20 protein-coding genes are annotated in these 18,386 nt (G+C 44.4%); 16 read left to right on the top strand and 4 right to left on the bottom strand.

Annotated elements, in window-relative coordinates; genetic code table 11:
- Positions 1 to 198: 198 nt before the first annotated feature.
- Positions 199 to 1,002 carry a metal ABC transporter permease gene (locus tag ACN6MV_RS22440; protein WP_042194307.1) on the top strand — a complete coding sequence of 268 codons (804 nt, stop codon included), beginning with the start codon at positions 199 to 201 and terminating at the stop codon, positions 1,000 to 1,002.
- Between the two features lie 63 nt (positions 1,003 to 1,065).
- Positions 1,066 to 1,779, top strand: a complete 714-nt coding sequence (locus ACN6MV_RS22435; protein WP_341052561.1) for a cytochrome c biogenesis CcdA family protein — start codon at positions 1,066 to 1,068, stop codon at positions 1,777 to 1,779.
- On the opposite strand, the gene splB is transcribed toward ACN6MV_RS22435, so the two are convergent.
- Positions 1,776 to 2,852, bottom strand: a complete 1,077-nt coding sequence (gene splB, locus ACN6MV_RS22430; protein ID WP_339266333.1) for a spore photoproduct lyase — start codon at positions 2,850 to 2,852, stop codon at positions 1,776 to 1,778. The two genes, ACN6MV_RS22435 and splB, sit on opposite strands and share 4 nt — an antisense overlap.
- A 194-nt stretch (positions 2,853 to 3,046) precedes the next feature.
- On the opposite strand from splB, the gene mntR reads away from it, so the two are divergent.
- The 3 genes from mntR (at position 3,047) to ACN6MV_RS22415 (ending at position 6,437) form a co-directional block, all read left to right on the top strand.
- Positions 3,047 to 3,472: a transcriptional regulator MntR gene (gene mntR / locus ACN6MV_RS22425; protein ID WP_042129847.1), complete on the top strand. Its 426-nt coding sequence runs from the start codon at positions 3,047 to 3,049 to the stop codon at positions 3,470 to 3,472.
- Positions 3,473 to 3,777: 305 nt separating this feature from the next.
- Positions 3,778 to 5,418, top strand: coding sequence for a family 10 glycosylhydrolase (locus tag ACN6MV_RS22420; protein WP_419884891.1), 1,641 nt, complete (start codon positions 3,778 to 3,780; stop codon positions 5,416 to 5,418).
- 89 nt (positions 5,419 to 5,507) lie between these two features.
- A complete protein-coding gene (locus tag ACN6MV_RS22415) occupies positions 5,508 to 6,437 on the top strand; it encodes a patatin-like phospholipase family protein (protein WP_419884890.1) in 930 nt (309 codons plus the stop codon).
- A gap of 82 nt (positions 6,438 to 6,519) precedes the next feature.
- Here the strand turns inward: ACN6MV_RS22415 and ACN6MV_RS22410 are convergent, their stop codons facing one another.
- Entirely contained in the window at positions 6,520 to 6,861 is a 342-nt protein-coding gene (locus ACN6MV_RS22410) for a hypothetical protein (protein WP_042129842.1), read from the bottom strand.
- Positions 6,862 to 6,868: 7 nt separating this feature from the next.
- Complete coding sequence (locus tag ACN6MV_RS22405; RefSeq protein WP_419886794.1) at positions 6,869 to 7,816, bottom strand: DUF1385 domain-containing protein; 948 nt, start codon at positions 7,814 to 7,816, stop codon at positions 6,869 to 6,871.
- 207 nt (positions 7,817 to 8,023) lie between these two features.
- Between ACN6MV_RS22405 and ACN6MV_RS22400 the strand changes: the two genes are divergently transcribed.
- From ACN6MV_RS22400 to ACN6MV_RS22380, 5 genes are all read left to right on the top strand, one after another.
- The gene (locus ACN6MV_RS22400) at positions 8,024 to 8,515 is read left to right on the top strand and encodes a YqhR family membrane protein (RefSeq protein ID WP_339287471.1); all 492 of its coding nucleotides are present in this window, start codon (positions 8,024 to 8,026) and stop codon (positions 8,513 to 8,515) included.
- 74 nt (positions 8,516 to 8,589) lie between these two features.
- Complete coding sequence (locus tag ACN6MV_RS22395; RefSeq protein ID WP_060622564.1) at positions 8,590 to 9,660, top strand: M24 family metallopeptidase; 1,071 nt, start codon at positions 8,590 to 8,592, stop codon at positions 9,658 to 9,660.
- A gap of 47 nt (positions 9,661 to 9,707) precedes the next feature.
- Positions 9,708 to 10,265, top strand: a complete 558-nt coding sequence (gene efp, locus ACN6MV_RS22390) for an elongation factor P (RefSeq protein WP_042129835.1) — start codon at positions 9,708 to 9,710, stop codon at positions 10,263 to 10,265.
- A 318-nt stretch (positions 10,266 to 10,583) separates the two neighbouring features.
- Positions 10,584 to 11,837 carry an aspartate kinase gene (locus tag ACN6MV_RS22385; protein ID WP_042129833.1) on the top strand — a complete coding sequence of 418 codons (1,254 nt, stop codon included), beginning with the start codon at positions 10,584 to 10,586 and terminating at the stop codon, positions 11,835 to 11,837.
- 445 nt (positions 11,838 to 12,282) lie between these two features.
- Positions 12,283 to 13,341, top strand: coding sequence for a hypothetical protein (locus tag ACN6MV_RS22380; protein ID WP_197069699.1), 1,059 nt, complete (start codon positions 12,283 to 12,285; stop codon positions 13,339 to 13,341).
- Between the two features lie 96 nt (positions 13,342 to 13,437).
- Here the strand turns inward: ACN6MV_RS22380 and ACN6MV_RS22375 are convergent, their stop codons facing one another.
- On the bottom strand, positions 13,438 to 14,304 hold the full coding sequence (locus ACN6MV_RS22375; RefSeq protein ID WP_081390085.1) for a YitT family protein: 867 nt from the start codon (positions 14,302 to 14,304) through the stop codon (positions 13,438 to 13,440).
- A gap of 302 nt (positions 14,305 to 14,606) precedes the next feature.
- On the opposite strand from ACN6MV_RS22375, the gene ACN6MV_RS22370 reads away from it, so the two are divergent.
- From ACN6MV_RS22370 to spoIIIAE, 6 genes are all read left to right on the top strand, one after another.
- The gene (locus ACN6MV_RS22370) at positions 14,607 to 14,870 is read left to right on the top strand and encodes a YqhV family protein (protein ID WP_375103510.1); all 264 of its coding nucleotides are present in this window, start codon (positions 14,607 to 14,609) and stop codon (positions 14,868 to 14,870) included.
- Between the two features lie 82 nt (positions 14,871 to 14,952).
- Positions 14,953 to 15,954: a stage III sporulation protein AA gene (spoIIIAA, locus tag ACN6MV_RS22365; RefSeq protein ID WP_042129831.1), complete on the top strand. Its 1,002-nt coding sequence runs from the start codon at positions 14,953 to 14,955 to the stop codon at positions 15,952 to 15,954.
- On the top strand, positions 15,947 to 16,465 hold the full coding sequence (gene spoIIIAB, locus ACN6MV_RS22360) for a stage III sporulation protein SpoIIIAB (RefSeq protein WP_042129830.1): 519 nt from the start codon (positions 15,947 to 15,949) through the stop codon (positions 16,463 to 16,465). The genes spoIIIAA and spoIIIAB overlap by 8 nt, the downstream gene beginning before the upstream one ends.
- Before the next feature lie 13 nt (positions 16,466 to 16,478).
- Positions 16,479 to 16,682 (top strand): stage III sporulation protein AC, encoded by a 204-nt coding sequence (gene spoIIIAC / locus ACN6MV_RS22355; RefSeq protein ID WP_036682849.1) that lies wholly within the window; start codon positions 16,479 to 16,481, stop codon positions 16,680 to 16,682.
- Positions 16,683 to 16,689: 7 nt separating this feature from the next.
- Positions 16,690 to 17,079: a stage III sporulation protein AD gene (gene spoIIIAD / locus ACN6MV_RS22350; RefSeq protein WP_042129828.1), complete on the top strand. Its 390-nt coding sequence runs from the start codon at positions 16,690 to 16,692 to the stop codon at positions 17,077 to 17,079.
- Positions 17,080 to 17,121: 42 nt separating this feature from the next.
- Positions 17,122 to 18,363 carry a stage III sporulation protein AE gene (spoIIIAE, locus tag ACN6MV_RS22345; protein ID WP_419884889.1) on the top strand — a complete coding sequence of 414 codons (1,242 nt, stop codon included), beginning with the start codon at positions 17,122 to 17,124 and terminating at the stop codon, positions 18,361 to 18,363.
- Positions 18,364 to 18,386 lie beyond the last annotated feature (23 nt).

Here is an 18,386-nt window from a genome sequence, read left to right as displayed (position 1 = left end):
GTATTCCCAACTCCTACGCTAGTTGCACTGAACGGGTGTCCAGAGGGCAGAGCCCTTGGGGCCCTCCCTTGGAAGGGAGGGTTTGGGAGGGATCGAAAAAAGATTTGATAATATATTTAGGATCTAAGGTTTTAGAGGATATAAGGTTTATAAATGCTCGAATGGTTCGAAAAGGTACCAAAAGAAGGAGAGTTAAAGTTGGAGATTCTATTTAGCGATTTTTTTCAGCGGGCGCTTGCAGGCGGTCTGCTGATAGGTATTACAGCGCCGCTTATAGGCGTTTTTCTTGTGCTCAGACGTTTATCTATGATTGGGGATACGCTGGCTCATGTTACGATTGCCGGTGTGGCACTTGGTTTTTTGACAGGATTTTACCCGCTGGGAGCAGGTCTTATTTTTGCAGTGGTGGCTTCCTTCGCGATAGAGAAGCTGCGCAAGGCTTATAAGAGTTATGCAGAGCTCTCGATAGCCATAATTATGTCGGGCGGAGTGGCTTTAGCCTCACTCTTTTTCACTTTAGGAAAAGGTTATAATGCAGATGTTATGAGTTATTTGTTCGGTAGCATTTATACGCTAGACAATACCGATTTAATCGTAGTAGGGATCGTAACGATAGCAGTTGTAGTAGTAGTATCGCTGTTCTTTAAGGAGTTCTTCTTACTTAGCTTTGAAGAGGATGCTGCTAGTGTCAGCGGACTCCCAGTGAAACTGCTTAACATGTTGATTACCATTCTGACGGCGCTTGTAATCAGTACTGCGATTAAAATTGTTGGATCTTTGCTGGTATCAGCTCTACTGACCATTCCTGTGGCCATCAGCTTATTGTTATCTCGAAGCTTTAAATCCTCGGTCATTCTATCCGTCATCATTTCGGAAATTGCTGTTGTAGGCGGACTAGTGGTTGCAGGAGTTTGGAATCTGGCCCCTGGTGCAACCATTGTGCTTTTACTCATATCACTATTAGTGTTGACTTTGATCGGTAAAAAGGGTTTGCCAGCATAAACAGCGAATAAAATATAGGGTATGCCCTGAAGTGATTCGAATGCTGGAAGGAGAGCCGCTACCTTGTCTAATATCAATGCAGGAATAGCCTTAGCAGCAGGGGTAGCATCATTTATATCACCCTGCTGCTTACCGCTTTATCCCTCTTATTTATCGTATATTACCGGATTATCCGTTCAGCAATTGAAGTCAGGCAGCAATACCAAAGAGGTCCGTATACGCACAATAACCCATACATTGGCATTTATTTTAGGTTTTTCAGCGGTTTTTTACACCTTAGGATTTGGTGCAGGACTATTTGGACAATTTTTTAATGGACAGCGTGATCTGATCCGGCAATTATCGGCGATTTTGATTATTGTGATGGGATTATTTTTGCTTGGGATCTTTCAGCCGCAATTTCTACTTCGCGAACGTAAGCTTGATTTAAAATGGAAGCCGGCGGGTTATGTGGGATCCTTTATTTTTGGGATCGGTTTTTCAGCGGGCTGGTCTCCATGTATTGGACCGATTTTAACTGCGATTATCGCACTTTCTGCAAGTGAGCCAGGCACGTGGTTTACGTTAATTACGGCTTATAGTATAGGGTTCGCATTGCCATTCTTTGTCTTAGCCTTCTTTCTTGGAGGAGCCAGACGTATCCTTAAATATTCAAATGTGCTGATGAAGATTGGTGGCGTTCTCATGGTATTTATGGGCGTTCTGCTCTTTACAGATCAAATGTTTCGGATCACAGTTTGGCTACAGGGAATCACACCAGAGTGGCTCATTTTTTAGGTGAAATAATCAATTCCTGCTTCTGGAAAATGTTCGAATATCCGCTCTGTGATAAACTCTCGCAGGGCGGTTTGCTGTTCATCTGGATAGACATATTTATTTTGTCCCCAGCGTCCCCATTTCTTCTTACGCTTCTCCATGTCCATTTCTAGCTTGGATTTGGGGTAGCGCTTCTCTATAACCGTCTTAGCGGTTTTGGTGAATCGATGCTGAATCATTTCGAAGGTTAGTCCTTTTCCGATTTCAGGGGGAAGGGTCTGGGCTAACTTGGCCAGTAGCTCAGCATAACCTTCTTGCCAGCCGTCATACCAAATAATTGGAGCAATGATAAAGCCAAGTGGATAACCCGCCCGTGCTACCTTTCCAGCGGCTTCAATACGCTCCTCAAAGCGGGAGGTGGCAGGCTCGAAATTTTTGATTACATAATCTGCGTTGACGCTGAAGCGAACTCGGGTATGTCCGTTATGCTCCAAAGCAAGCAGTGGTTCAACATGTTGGTATTTGGTCACAAAGCGCAGACGGCCAAGGGGTTCTTTTGCCATAAATGTAATTAGTTCTGCCAGAGAACCGGTAATATGTTCAAGTCCTAAAGGATCTGATGTGCAGGCAGCTTCAAAAGTGGTGATTTCTGGATTGCGCTCCTCAATATATTTTTTGGCAGCATCTATAATGTCACCTGTGTTTACATATACGCGAATGTAGGGCTTTGCTCCTAAGGTAGTCTGCAAATAGCAATAATGGCAGTGCCCCATACAGCCGGTGGCAATGGGAATAGCATAATCAGCCGATGGCTTGGATTGGTCAAATTTCAAAGTTTTGCGTAGGCCGACAACAAGCGTTCTTTTGGCAATTTTATATTGCTCGACCTCAGTTTCACCAGGGAAATTCATAATACGATTATGTGATGTGGTCATACGGTATGGGATATTGTTAGCCTTTACCCATTCCATTATTTTTTCACCTTTAGGGTAATTTAAAGCATTCGGTTCGAAGAAAACAAGCTCTGGAAGAAAAAGTGCAGTAGGTTTTCTGGGTCTTTTTACAGTAGAGGGCTCTGGCGTCACTATAGTCATAAATTCACGCTCCTTTTTGAATGACGAGTATGTTTATTATGTCTAACTCAGCCCCAATAGAAGCATGGTAAACATGTGCAACTCATCTGTAAGTTCCTTTGAAGGACTTGCCAAGGTGCGTTAGAAACATGTATCATTGTTAGAGCAAGGTTTGGCCCGGCGCCATGCTCATTATAGAAAAGAGGTAAAGTTTAATGCCAACACCCAGCATGGAGGATTATTTGGAGCGCATATACAAGCTCATAGATGAGAAAGGTTATGCGCGGGTCTCGGATATTGCCGAGGGACTGGAAGTACACCCCTCCTCTGTGACCAAGATGATCCAAAAACTGGATAAGGACGAATATCTCATCTATGAGAAATATCGTGGGCTTGTCCTAACCAACAAAGGGAAAAAAGTAGGAAAACGTCTGGTTGATCGTCATCAACTATTGGAGGAATTCCTCGGATTGATCGGAGTACAGCAGGAATACATTTATAATGATGTTGAAGGAATCGAGCATCACTTAAGTTGGGATTCGATTACTCGTATTGAAACATTGGTAGAATATTTCCGGCGTGACGAAGAACGTATACAGACGTTATATGCGATTCACAATGAACTGACAAGTGATTCCTAAAATGTTTTTTCCCGAAACGGGTACTGTCCTAAAAGTTATGCGCAGCAAGGCTTTCGTGAGCATAATCAGTGGATAGTATAGCCGTTTCTATTTTGTTTAGTGCAACCTTTCCCAGTTTTTAGCGTCAAAACGGATACAGTCCTTTTTAAAAATATAAGAGGGTATGAGTTTCATTCGGTACCTCTTATATTTTTTGCAAAGACAGAGACCCCCTTTTTTCAAGGAGGCATTCTCTCATTTGCATGAAGGATCTATCCGTTTTTTCTTTTTTTTAGATACATATTTTTTAGATTTGGGGAGGAATTATGAATTATCGTAAATGGATGTTGAGCTTGTTAGTACTTATGTTGTTTCTGCCTTTATGGTCACCTGGTGCACGCGCGGCAGCGGTGCAAATTACCATTGAACTGGATGGAGAAGCGCTGGTAAGTGATGTGCCCCCGTATATCACAACCTCCAATGTAACGATGGTGCCCATTAGTGTGATCAGTAATGGATTAAATGCCGGCGTAGTATGGAATCAAATGAATAAGACTGTAACGATCACTCTAGGAGAGACGGTCCTTAAGCTAACGAGCGGCAAGGAAAATGCTTTGGTAAACGATGCCTCAGTAGCGCTGGATACATCTGTGCAGATTAAGCAGGGGCGGGTAATGGTACCGATTCGTTTTGTAAGTGAGCAATTGGGACTGCAGGTGTTATGGGATCAGGTGAATAAGCATATCTCCTTGTTCTCCAACACGGAACCCCCACAATCTGTCGATCCAGGAACACCAACGACACCAATAACACCAACAGTACCAACGGTGCCAACGATACCCACTATCCCTGGTGGATCGACTAGTAAGGAAATGAAGGGGGCTTGGATTTCCACCGTATTCAATCTGGACTGGCCTTCAACGTCTTCGGCAGGAAACGAAGCGAAGCAAAAGCAGGAGTTTGATAATTTGTTAGACAAGCTAAAGGCCGTTGGCTTTAATGCTGTGTTTGTTCAGGTTAGACCTTCAGCAGACAGTCTGTATCCATCGACTTTAGTTCCTTGGTCTAAGGTATTGACGGGTACACAAGGGAAGAATCCGGGATATGATCCTCTAAGCTATATGGTCAGTGCTGCGCATTCCCGCGGCATGCAGTTTCATGCTTGGTTCAACCCATTCCGTGCAACGACAGATGCTTCCACCTCAACGTTAGCAAGTAACCATGTGGCAAAAGAACATCCAGAATGGATTGTGAATGCCGATGGTAAGAAATACATTAATCCAGGTATTCCGGAGGCTCGCCAACATATCATCGACACGGTGATGGAAGTGGTTAAAGGTTACGATATCGACGGTGTCCATTTGGATGATTACTTTTATCCTTCCAATGTTACTTTTACCGATGATGCTGCTTATTCTACCTATAATTCGAAAAAGCTTTCTAAAGCTGATTGGCGCCGAGATAATATTAATGAATTTGTCCGTCAGTTGGGAGAACAGATTCATAAGGTAAAACCTAAGGCTTCTTATGGAATCAGTCCTTTTGGAGTATGGCGGAATATTAAAAATGATAGTACAGGTTCGGACACTAGTGCAGGGGTAACTGCTTATGACAGCATGTATGCGGATGTTCGGACATGGATTAAGCAGGGCTGGATTGATTATGTCGCTCCGCAAATTTATTGGAGTCTGTCCTTTAGCACAGCGCGTTATGACAAGTTAGTAGATTGGTGGGTAAAAGAAGTAGAGAATACGAATGTTAAACTCTACATCGGGTTAGCTGGTTATAAGGTCGGAGCCAGTGATCAAAAGGCAGAATGGCAAAGTGGAGATCAAATTATTAATCAGCTCAAATATAATGAGAAGTATGAAGAGGTTGCAGGTAGTATTATGTTCAGAGCGAATGACGTCGTAGTCCGCAATCCGTTCGGATTGTCGAGCTTATTGACCTTTTATTTTAAGTCCTAATAGGTAACTGTTATTTATAAGGTGTCATGAATGTTCCCCCGTGCTCATAGATAAGCAATAGAATCTATGGAAACGGGGGATTTTTGTGTATGGAGATTAACGCAGTTTTTGAAGGAGGAGGCGTAAAAGGAATTTCCCTCGCAGGAGCAGTGGAAGCTACAGAAAGGGCAGGCAGGACTTTTAAAAGAGTAGCAGGAACCTCCTCAGGTTCGATTGTAGCCGCTTTACTAGCAGCGGGCTATGAAGGGGAGGAAATGTGTCGAATCATCCAAGGAACATCCTTTTCATCGTTTCTGAAGCGAGGTCCCGTTTACAATACTGCTATCGTTGGTCCTGCGCTTCGAGTGTTATTGAAGAAAGGATTATATTCTGGGGAAGCCCTGGAGTCCTGGGTAAGAGCATTATTACTGAAAAAGGGAATCATCACCTTCCGTGATCTGACTGCCGGTAAATTATCCATCATCGCATCCGATATCACAAATGGAAGGATATTAGTCTTGCCAGATGGCTTGGAGCAGTATGGGATCTCTCCGGAGCATTTTGAAGTGGCTAAGGCAGTGCGAATGAGCTGCAGCATTCCTTATTTTTTTGATCCGGTCATGCTAAGACTTAATGGGCAAGCAGCAAGAGGGAAATCCTTTACCGAGCAATTTGTGTATGTTGTGGATGGTGGGCTATTGAGTAATTTCCCTTTGTGGCTATTTGACGGCAAGAATAACGGTAGCAAACAACCAGGGAATAAAATTCCTACGGTAGGTTATCAAACGGTAGGTAAGACGGATCCGCAGCCGCATAAAATCAACGGGCCATTCAGTATGCTCCAAGCTATGGTAACTACCATGCTCTCTGCTCATGATGAGAAGTTTATTGAAGGGGATAAATTTGTTCGCACGGTAAAAATTCCTACGCTTGGGATTGGGACGACTCAGTTTCAAATTACAAAAGCGCAAAGCGATGAATTGTATGCTGCTGGACTTAAAGCAGGGGAGGATTTCTTTAAGGAGTGGCGACCAAGATAACGAGCGAGCATCGACGTATAGAAAAAAAGCATCCCGCACGTTACTTAAAAACGTGGAGATGCTTTTTTGAGTTGGTATGAAGTTAGTGATACTTAGGAAGCTGATCGTCATTTTTTCCTTTACTTCCTTCGATCACTTGGAAAGGATAGCTTTTGCGTTTGCCTGGTGCAGCTTGATTCTTGCGAATTCCTGCCACCTTTGACATGGTCTTCTGAGAAGGCTTCACTTTAACCTTAGATCCATTACTGCTTCGAGCATATTTCCCTGGTCCCATTTTCTTGTAAGCATAATAAATGATCGTGAGCAGTACTAATGGGAGAATCAGCTTCGACAGCGTAAAGAAAGGGGCAGTCAACACTCCAATCACAAAACCGAAAATCGCAAGCGTAACCGTAATCCAAAAAATTAAAGCATGCCTGATCATAGATCACTCATCCTTTCGCAGGATCCAATATGCCACCGGACATACTTTCCTCCGTATACCCTCTTGCTTCAATCGCAGCATCAAGCTCACGCATACGGTTGAAAGAGGCGATAGATACTTCTACCTGATCGTCTTTTGGCTCTTTGGTTGTAAGGAGCTGCAGCCACAATCCAGGGTAACCCAGATATTTAAGACCTGGCACTTCTCTTACTGCATTGGTACCCTTCAGTACTTCAAACGATACACCAATTACGACTGGCAACAAGATAATCCGCTGGATTACACGTTCCCAAAGATTATCCCATGGCACTACGGAGTAAATAATCACCCCGAGGATAATCGTAAGCATCATAAAGCTACTTCCGCAGCGGTAATGCAGACGGCTGTATTTCTGAACGTTCTGAATAGTCAGTTCTTCGCCTGCTTCAAAGGCACTGATGACTTTGTGTTCTGCACCGTGATACTGGAACAGTCGCTTGATCACAGGTGTTTGAGAAATCGCCCATAAATAGACCAGCAAGAGAACCATTTTGATGCCGCCTTCTATGAGGTTGTGCAGTACGTAGTTATCAAATACATTTTTAAATAAAAAATCCTCTACAAATACCGGTACGAGCGTAAAAATGAGCTTTCCGAACAAGAAGGAGAGAATACCCATTACTGCTACGCCAAAAATCATTCCTAAGCTCCAGCCCTCATCCTTTTTCTTCGGCTTTGCTTTTTCCTTCTCCAGATCTTCCGGTTCCAATTCATCTTCGGCGTAGGATTCTGCTGAATAGTTCAAGTGCTTAGAGCCTTTAGCGCTGGCATCTATAATACTGACAAGGCCGCGAAGCAGCGGAATCTTGCGCAGTTTCGTGACCCAGCTCTTATCTGTTTTGATTACCTCTAAAAATGTGATTTCCTGATTCTTGCGTCGTACGGCTGTTACATTGATATGCTTACCGCCGAACATGACACCTTCAATGACGGCTTGGCCGCCGTAACTGGGAGTTTCCTGGGACAACCAATTCACCTTCTCGTATTTAATATGATTTATATAATACATTGTAACTAATTTTTGATGACATTACTAGTTGGATCGCCTTTTGCTGTACATACTATCTTCTAGAGAGAGCGAGAGATAATTCAGTATTGAAAATAAAGAAAGCGAGGCAATTTCATGAGCAAATCTCATCAACAACAATCGGGGCATACAAATATTTGGCTTTTTGCACTCGAATTAGGTTTTTTTTCTGGATTGATTTGGGGAGGGCTTCACTGGCTTACCTATTGGTTCAGTTTTACCAAAGTCAGTCCTGGTTTTATCGCAGAGCCTTTTTATAAACATGAGTTTTTGACAACTGCGTTCGGACATTTCGTGGGATACATGTTTTTTATCGTATTTTCGGTGATCGCGTCCATACTGTATGTACTGCTTCTGCGCAAGCTGAAGGGACCTTGGCCAGGGCTGGTCTACGGCATTTTTTGGTGGGCGGTTATATTTATTCCTGGTTCTCAATTGTTTCTTATGCAGCCCCCATTCAAGCTGCCGTGGAACACGGTCATTAGTGAGTTCTGCATTTTTCTACTATGGGGAATGTTCATTGGATATACAGCAGCGATCGAGTATACGGACGAACGGAAGCGTGAGCAAAGTACAGCGCTTGCCTAACGGCGCGAAAAAACTTCTCAAGGGGATATCCCTATGTTAAAATACAATGTGGCTATTTCGAGAGGAGAATGAAAATGGGTAACAAGCGTGTCTCCAAGCTGCGTAAGGTTTTGCAGGATCAAGGATTGGAAGCAATGTTGATAACTAGCGGTTATAACCGCCGCTATTTAAGTGGATTTACCGGATCGTCCGGTTATGTACTGGTGACAAGTGATGATTGTTATCTGCTGACTGACTTCAGGTATATGACACAGGCCGCGGACCAAGCAGTGGGGGTAAAAGTTGTAGAACATGCAACTAAGTTCATTGATACAGTACGCGAGCTTCTGCCTTCTGGTAAAGAAGTACGTATCGGTTTCGAACAGGATGATGTTTCATTCAGCGCGTACACCTCATATGCAGAAGCACTTAAGCCGGCAGTGTTAGTCCCAGTTTCCAAGGCCGTCGAAGACCTTCGTATGTTCAAGGATGAGGAAGAGCTTGCCGTTATGCAACGTGCGGCAGATCTGGCCGATGCTACATTCAGTCATATTCTGAATGTGATCAAGCCGGGCATGACTGAACGCGATGTTGATTTGGAAATGGAATTTTATATGCGTACCCATGGTGCAACTTCTTCATCGTTTGATACGATTGTTGCTTCAGGCGAACGTTCGTCCATGCCACACGGAGTAGCAAGCAGCCGTGTAATTCAAGGCAATGAATTCATTACCCTTGATTTCGGTGCATTACTTGATGGCTATTGCTCAGATGTGACAAGAACCATCGCACTCGGAGCGCCGGATCCGAAGCTGAAAGAGATTTATGATATTGTGCTGGAAGCTCAGCTACATACGTTAGCACATATCAAACCGGGTATGACTGGACGGGAATGCGATGCCTTGGCACGTGATATCATTGCTAGCTACGGATATGGTGAACAATTTGGACACAGCACGGGTCATGGACTTGGAATGGAAGTTCATGAGTGGCCGCGTTTGTCCAAACTTAGTGACGATATTATGCAGCCGGGGATGGTCGTAACTGTAGAGCCTGGTATCTATTTGCCAGGAATTGGCGGAGTACGTATTGAAGACGACATTGTGATCACGGAGAGCGGAATTTCGTTGCTGACCCATTCGTCTAAAGAATATACAGTACTGTAAGTAAGCGGGATGTATTAGATTAATTATGAATTTTGGAGGGATTTTTAGTGATTTCAGTAAATGATTTTAAGACAGGTTTGACCGTAGAGGTAGAAGGAGATATTTTTACCGTTATTGATTTCCAACACGTTAAGCCAGGTAAAGGTGCAGCATTCGTTCGCTCCAAGCTTAAGAACTTGCGTAACGGTAATACAGTAGAGCGTACATTCCGTGCAGGTGAAACAATTGGCCGTGCTATTATCGAAAACCGTGGCGTACAATATCTGTATGCAAGCGGATCGGACCATGTATTCATGGATAACGAAACTTATGACCAATTCGAATTGTCTGAAAAGCAATTGGAATGGGAATTGAATTTCCTTAAAGAGAACATGACTGTAAACATCGTTAGTTACAAAGGCGAGATTCTCGGAATCAATCTTCCTACCAGCGTAGAGTTGAAGGTTGTTGAAACTGAGCCTGGCGTTAAAGGAAACACGGCTCAAGGTGCTACGAAATCGGCCAAGCTTGAAACTGGTCATAGCGTACAGGTTCCATTGTTTATCAACGAAGAAGATATCCTGCTCATTGATACTCGTGAAGGTAAATATATCTCCCGCGCGTAGGCAGCAGAATAATAACTTAGATATGATTAGAATAACCTCCCCGTTTATACGGTGGAGGTTTTTTAATGTAAAGGAATGGACGATGGTGTTAGGGTTCTTGTTTGTCGAACAAGCTCGCATTAAAATATTGGAAGATGAGTAAAATAAGTCCAGCCTAAGGATCGATGGCTATCTTATCTTTTTTTAATCCAGTAAGGAAATTTAATAATTTTTTTATGAAACCATTAACGCAAGGCACTGTTTTCGTATTATACTGATTTAAAGCGGGAAACCGATTAGAAGCAACTACATAGACCGATATGGGGAGTGAATGGGACTTTGTCACTTTATGTTATGAAATTCGGAGGCAGCTCCGTCGGCGACACTGAACGTATGAAACGCGTCGCTAAGCGCATCGCAGACAAGCAAGATGAGGGACATCGCTGCGTTGTGGTTGTATCTGCAATGGGGGATACAACAGATGATTTGATCGATACGGCGAAGCAATTAAACGGGCAGCCGCCCGCACGTGAAATGGATATGCTGATGACGACAGGTGAACAAATCTCCGTCGCTCTATTATCCATTGCCCTGCATGGGATCGGGCGGAATGCAGTTTCTTATACAGGATGGCAGGCTGGATTCCGGACAGACGAAACTCACGGCAGAGCTCGTATCAATGAAATTGACCCACGTCGTGTATTAGCGTCTTTGGAACGTGAACAGATCGTGATCGTTGCAGGCTTTCAGGGAATGACTGTGGAAGGTGAGATCACCACATTAGGACGTGGAGGTTCGGACACAACAGCTGTAGCATTGGCTGCTGCGATTCAAGCAGATGTATGCGAGATTTATACCGATGTTGATGGTATCTATTCCACAGATCCACGTATCGTGAAGACAGCGCGTAAGCTGAAGGAAATTTCTTACGATGAAATGCTAGAGCTTGCCAATCTGGGAGCAGCTGTACTACATCCACGTGCAGTGGAGTACGCTAAGCGTCATCAAGTTAAGCTGGTCGTCAGATCGAGCTTTAATCATAATGAAGGTACCGTTGTGAAGGAGGAAGCAAGCATGGAGCAAGGAGTCGTAGTAAGTGGTATTGCGTATGACAAGAACGTAGCACGTGTAAGTATTCTAGGAGTGCCTGATGTTCCGGGCGTGCTTGCTCAAGTCTTCGGCAAATTGGCTGAAGAGGGCGTTAACGTTGACATTATTGTACAAAGCGGTGTGCAAAATGAGCAGGCTGACTTCTCATTTACGGTCTCTCTTGATGAGCTGGATCGCGCGAAAGAAGTAATTAAACAAATTCATAAAACGTTGCCTTACCGTGAAGTTACGTCTGAGGATAACCTGGTGAAGGTGTCCATCGTTGGTGCGGGTATGGTCAGCCATCCAGGGGTTGCGGCTCAAATGTTTGATGTACTCTCCCAAGAAGGTGTGAGCATCAAGATGGTAAGTACGTCTGAGATCAAAGTTTCTTGCGTCATTGAATCTGGCAATTTGCCTTCAATCATTCAGGCGCTTCATACCGCCTACAATCTTGATACTACAGAGCAGGCTTTCGTCGGAGGTCCTAAGGATCGCCGATAAGAGCTGCTAAGTAAATAAAAAGGATGCTTACAGCTAAATGGCTGTAAGCATCTTTTTTTATTGTTTAGGAAATTATACAATACAAAAAAATGTGGATAACTCCGAAGAAAGAGGAAGGAGGGGTGAACGTAAAGAAGCAGGAGACATGGAATAAACGAGGAGTCATCCGTCAGATTCTAAAAACCGAGCGGACGTTATATCCTCCGAAATGCATGTTTTAGCCGAGCCTACGGACAAATGTATGCGAAAAACCGAATACAATGTGCCGCTGGTAACGTAAACGAGCCAAATGTATGCGAAAAATCGAATACAATGTGCCGCCGGTAACATAAACGAGCCAAATGTATGCGAAAAACCGAATACAATGTGCCGCTGGTAACGTAAACGAGCCAAATGTATGCGAAAAATCGAATACAATGTGCCGCCGGTAACGTAAACGAGCCAAATGTATGCGAAAAATCGAATACAATGTGCCGCCGGTAACGTAAATGAGCCAGCGATGTTATTCCCCAGATTAAACTGGATTGCTGACATCAGCTGGTTGTTCGGTGATTTCGGCACAATGCCAGAACAATGGAACAAAGATGCAGATGGTACGCTGAGCTACGGTTCGATCGATCCAGGTGCGAAGCAAGCACTTTCTACACTAAAGACGTGGATGGAAAAAGGTTATATCACTAAAGATGCAGGTCTAGTCGATGAAAATGGTGGTTACGAACAATTCACTAAAGGTCAAGCCGGTGCAATTGTAGGCCGCAACTGGCTTCCTGACTGGCCGTTTGGGGATCTGCTGAACAACGTACCTGGTGCAAAATACAAAGCTTATGCTATTCCTGCAGGTCCTGATGGCAAAATTGGTACACAAAGTGGTAACCCGTCTGTTAACGGATGGATGCTGATCAATAAGGATTCGAAGCATCAAGAAGCATTGCTGCGTTATTATAACTTCTTATTCGATAACTGGGCAAATCCGCAAAAGGGCGGCATTTTCGAAAATGGTTTTGCTGAAGGTTATGATTATGCCAAGCAAGCAGATGGTACTGTAGTTAAGGACCCAGCGAAATATCCGGATCTATTCCCAGGCTATGGCGACCGGACACATTTAGTTGAACCGATCTACTACTCTCTTACTTTTGACGGTGCTCGTGAGCCGGGATTGTACGCAGAGACGATGAATAAACTGGCAAACGGTGGTACGCCTGAAACACCGTATGAGATTGCAACGGCTGCGGTTCGTAAACCGGAGAATATTGAAGCCATGAAGATCGTCTTGGAGCAGAAGGATATTCGTATGAAGAATTACTTCCAAGGGCCTCTGACCGAAACCATGAAATCCAAAAATGAGCTGTTGAAGAAATTGGTACTTCAAACGTACTCCAAGATCATTTATGGCCAATCCCCTATCGAAGAATTCGATACGATGGTGGCCAACTGGAAGAAATCTGGCGGTGATGAAATTACTAAGGAAGTGAACGACTGGTATATTTCCGCTAGCAAAAAATAAACAAATAGCAACCTATATAAATGAAAAGGAACGCTGCAGTTAATCTGCAGCGTTCCTTTTCATTTATATACCAACATGGGAGGTAAGTCCCTGAAATTAACCTAATCGTCTGAATCTGCCCTGAATCTCAACAGTTTCTAGTACATTAACGAAAGCACTTGGGTCCGTATTAATTATAGTCTTTCGCAGCTCAGCAAGCTCATATCGAGTCGTTACCGTCATAAGCATGGTATTTCCTTCATGACTGTATCCACCTTCTGCATCGACGACAGTGATGCCATGGGGCAACTCTCTAAGACGATTTAACATCTTCTCCCGTTCTTTAGTAACGATGAAGCAGGTCAGTTTCACATGGCGAATATGGATCATATCGACTACTCTACTCTTCACAAAAATACAGAGCATAGCGTACAAAGCGGAGTCCCAGCTTTTAAAGAAGCCTAAGCTCAGAATAACCATACCATCCATTAAGAACATAATATTCCCCATCGGAATATCCCGTTTACGTGAAATAATCGAGCCTAATATATCAAATCCCCCGGAAGAGCCCCCTGTACGGAGAGAAAAACCAACACCGCCAGCAATAATTACCCCGCCGAAAATACTTGCCAGAATGGGGTCTTTGGTCAACTGCACCTCAGGAATAATGGTTATGAACCAGGTTGTAGCCACGACAGAAAGCAAGCTTAGTAAGATGTATTTTTTTCCCACTGCAATAAATCCCCAGACAATTAAAGGAAGGTTTATTACAAAATAAAGCTTGGAGATGTACTTCGGATCCGTTAAATAACCGACGACCGAGGCAACCCCTGCTACCCCACCGCTCAAAAGCTGATGAGGAATTAGAAACAATCGCATCCCGCTTGCAATTAAAAAGGCTGAAAAAATAATAATAGCTACTTCCTTAAGTGGTCTGACTACGGTACGCATAGATGGCGATAACCCGTAACTTCGAACTTGCATGACACAAATCCCCTCTTTTTCTAATGTCTTTATAGTCTGCTCTTTTTGAAAATATAAACCCACTATATTTCCAATTAACAAGGATACCACAGATGGAAGTGTTCGTAAAAAATAATTTTATCGTACTGATTATATTTATTTATATAGGGGCGTACTATGAACTCTTTCACAGCGGGACTTGCAAATCTGTCATTTCTCCTTGTCTAAAGTGAGTAATTATCGCATATCCATGGATAAGAGAAAGACAAACAAGCCCTCGATATCATTTGGTTTGAATTTGTAAAAGTTAGGAGTGGAGTGGATTGGACAAGTATGTAAGTTGGATGGCAATTCTTCGAATGTTCTCAGGTAGTGCGGAGATTATAGCTGCGCTAATTATGCTGCGATTGAATCAAGTAGATAAGGCACTCGCAGTCAATTCTGGACTGGCTTTGGTAGGACCAACGATCTTGATATTGACGACAGCGATCGGACTTACAGGAATGGCTCAGCAGTTGTCCTGGAGCAAACTGGGCTGGGTGGGCTGCGGTGTAGCCTTTCTCTTAATCGGGATTCTAAAAAAATGATAGATGATAGGCATATTGAGCGCGTACAAGCATAAATATGGAATAAAGCAATTAGATAGAGGACAACTTGGGGGTACTTTGTATGGTAGATGATTGGCTGCAATTGTTTCCTGAAAAAGTAAGAGCACTGTTAAAGTGCCTTCCCCTTCCGCTACTTGGAATGGTGGAAGAGATTCGGGTCCGTGAAGGTCGTCCGCTGGAGATTAACTATTCAGGTAAATATCACTTTCTTAGAGCAAATGGCAGCTTAACACAAAGACCGGAAGAAGCCTATAGGCCGGATCGGGAGGACAGTCATAGACTGCTAGATCTGATCAGCAACCATTCACTATATACGATGGAAGAAGAGCTGAGAAAGGGATTTATTACGATTCCGGGCGGCCATCGAATAGGACTTGCTGGTCGGACGGTGTTGAGTGGTGGGGGTGTTGAGCACCTAAGAGACATTACAAGCTTCAATGTCCGCATAGCCCGTGAGGTTCCCGGTATCGCGGATAAGGTGCTCCCTTATCTGCTGGACAAGGGGAGGCAGCGAATGATGCACACTTTGATTCTCTCGCCCCCACAGCACGGTAAGACAACACTTCTTCGCGATATCGCAAGACAAATCTCTTTAGGAGATTTGGGGAAGCGTGAAGGCGGAAGACCCGGTTTGAAGGTGGGGATTGTCGATGAACGTTCTGAGATTGCCGGAAGCAGACGCGGAATTCCCGCCTTTGATGTCGGTCCGCGTACAGATATTCTCGATGGTTGTCCCAAAGCAGAAGGCATGATGATGATGATTCGGTCCTTGTCACCGGATGTATTGATCGCGGATGAGATTGGTCGTCCTGAAGACGCCGATGCGGTAACCGAAGCGCTGCATGCTGGAATATCAGTCGTTGCTTCGGCTCACGGCAAAGAGGTAATAGAACTGGCTCGTAGACCGGGACTAGGGGGTCTATTGGAACAAAAGATGTTCGAGAGATACGTCATTCTGCATCGTTCAGAAGCGGGGCTCACCTTTCGTATTCTGGATGGGCAGAAACGCGGATTGCTGCTTATCTCTCCCGGGGATCGATTAGGCGGTGATTTACATGCTTAAGCTATTCGGTGCCGTGCTAATTGTGCTGGCAGGTACGCTGGCAGGGCTCCAATTTGCGAGACAATATGCAGACAGGCCAAGACATATTAGAGGTTTAATAGCAGCGCTACAGCGGCTAGAGACAGAAATTATGTACGGCTTTACCCCATTGCCTGAAGCTATGCGGCGTATTGGGATTCAGTCTAAGGAGCCGCTCAAGACGTTGTTTGTTAAAACAGCTGAAGAGATGAGCCCACCCCATGACCGAAGTGCCCAGGATGCCATCCAGAGGGCTATGGATACGCATTGGAAGACTACCGCAATGAAGGGGACAGAAAAAGAGATTTTCCGCCAGCTCAGCTGTACTCTCGGCACAAGCGATAGGTCGAACCAGAGCACTCATATCGCGTTAGCATTGCAGCAATTGAAGCAGGAGGAGTCGGTGGCCAGAGAGGATCAAGGCAAATATGAAAAGTTGAGTAAAAGCCTGGGTCTGCTGCTTGGAGCATTGATCGTCATTTTGATCTTTTAGCGAGGTGCCAGGAATGAATATTGAAGTCAATGCGATTTTTCAAATTGCCGGCATTGGCATAATTATCGCCATGATACACACGGTGCTTAAACAGATGGGAAAAGAAGATTTCGCACATTGGGTCACCGTGATCGGGTTCGTCGTCGTGCTATTTATGGTTATCCGAATGCTGGACGGACTGCTGCAGGAAATAAAAACGATCTTTCTTTTTCAATAGGCGTGCTATGGAGATCATTCAAGTTGTTGGAATAGGGCTGATATCGACCATATTGATTCTCGTACTGAAGGAACAAAAACCGATGTTCGCCTTCCTTCTCGCTACTGCCACTGGGATTCTGATCTTTCTGTTTCTAATCGGCAAGATTGGAATGATTCTGTCCACACTGGAGCGGGTGGCAGAGTCATCGGGGATGGAAATGATCTATTTAAAGACCGTGTTCAAAATCATAGGGATTTCTTATATCGCTGAATTTGGAGCACAGATCGTGCGCGATGCAGGGCAGGAATCAATTGCTTCCAAAATAGAACTCGCCGGAAAAGTCCTGATTATGGTACTAGCTGTACCTATTATCAGCATCATTATTGAAACGGTCATGAAGCTGCTACCTGCTTAAAGCGATTGAATTAAGCCAAGCAACGATTAGGGAGGAGAAGTTATGCAAGAGCGCAGTGTTTTTCGTCCTCCAAAATTAAAAATAATACTGCTGCTGCTCCCCTTTCTCTTCATTCTATGGTTTGCAGGTACAGCTCAGGTGGCCATAGCTTCTCCAGCAACTCCAGCACCTGGATCAGGGAATTCCTCCCCAGTAGACCAGTGGGTCAAGGGTCAGGTGAGCAATTTGCCAACGGATAAGGTGGAGTCGTACTGGGATCAACTGATGAAGGATTACGGAGGTTTTTTTCCAGACGGGGCAACACCTTCGCTTATGGACATGCTGCTTCCGGGGGATAAGGCACTCAGCTTGCAGAGTGTGTTATCAGGACTTCTTGGCTTTATGTGGCATGAGGTGCTGTACAACGGGAGGCTGCTGGTCACGATTGTCATGGTCAGTGTGCTCAGCATGATACTGGAGACGCTGCAAACCGCTTTTGAGCGAAAAACGGTCAGCAAGGTGGCTTATACGCTCTGTTATATGGTGGTGCTAGTGATTGCCGTGAACAGCTTCAATGTTGCTATCGGTTATGCGAAGGATGCTATCGACCGGATGATTGATTTTATGATGGCCATGATTCCGCTGTTGTTCGCTTTGCTGGCTTCCATGGGGAACATCGTTACCGTCTCGGTCACACATCCACTGATTGTTTTTATGATTCATACCGTAGGGACTCTGATTCACACCATTGTCTTTCCACTATTATTCTTCTCTGCTGTGCTGCATCTCGTAAGTGCATTGTCGGAGAAATACAAGCTGACTCAATTGGCGAATCTGCTAAGAAATATCGGGGCTGGATTGCTAGGCGTACTGCTCACTGTGTTCCTCGGTGTGATTTCAGTCAGGGGAATTACGAGCTCAGTGACAGATGGTGTTACGATTCGGGCCGCTAAATATATCACAGGCAACTTTGTCCCGGTCATCGGAAAAATGTTCGCGGATGCCACAGACACAGTGATCTCCGCTTCACTTCTAGTGAAGAACGCCATTGGGCTATCCGGTGTCATTATCATTTTGTTCTTATGTGCTTTTCCAGCGATCAAAATCCTGGTGCTTGCTCTGATCTACAATGTTGCTGCTGCTGTAATGCAGCCATTAGGAGAGACGCCGATTGTAGTCTGCTTACAGACGATCGGAAAAAGCATGGTGTACGTATTCGCAGCTTTGGCAGCCGTATCGTTAATGTTTTTTATGGCCGTCACGATCATGCTAACCGCAGGCAATTTAACTGTCATGATGAGGTGACTATGCTGACAAAACTTAGCGGG

It is taken from the genome of Paenibacillus sp. B-A-8, assembly GCF_048572915.1.
Classification (GTDB): Bacteria; Bacillota; Bacilli; order Paenibacillales; family Paenibacillaceae; genus Paenibacillus_AQ.
The sequence above is the reverse complement of the archived record's forward strand: the minus strand, read 5'-3'. Positions and strand labels throughout refer to the sequence as shown.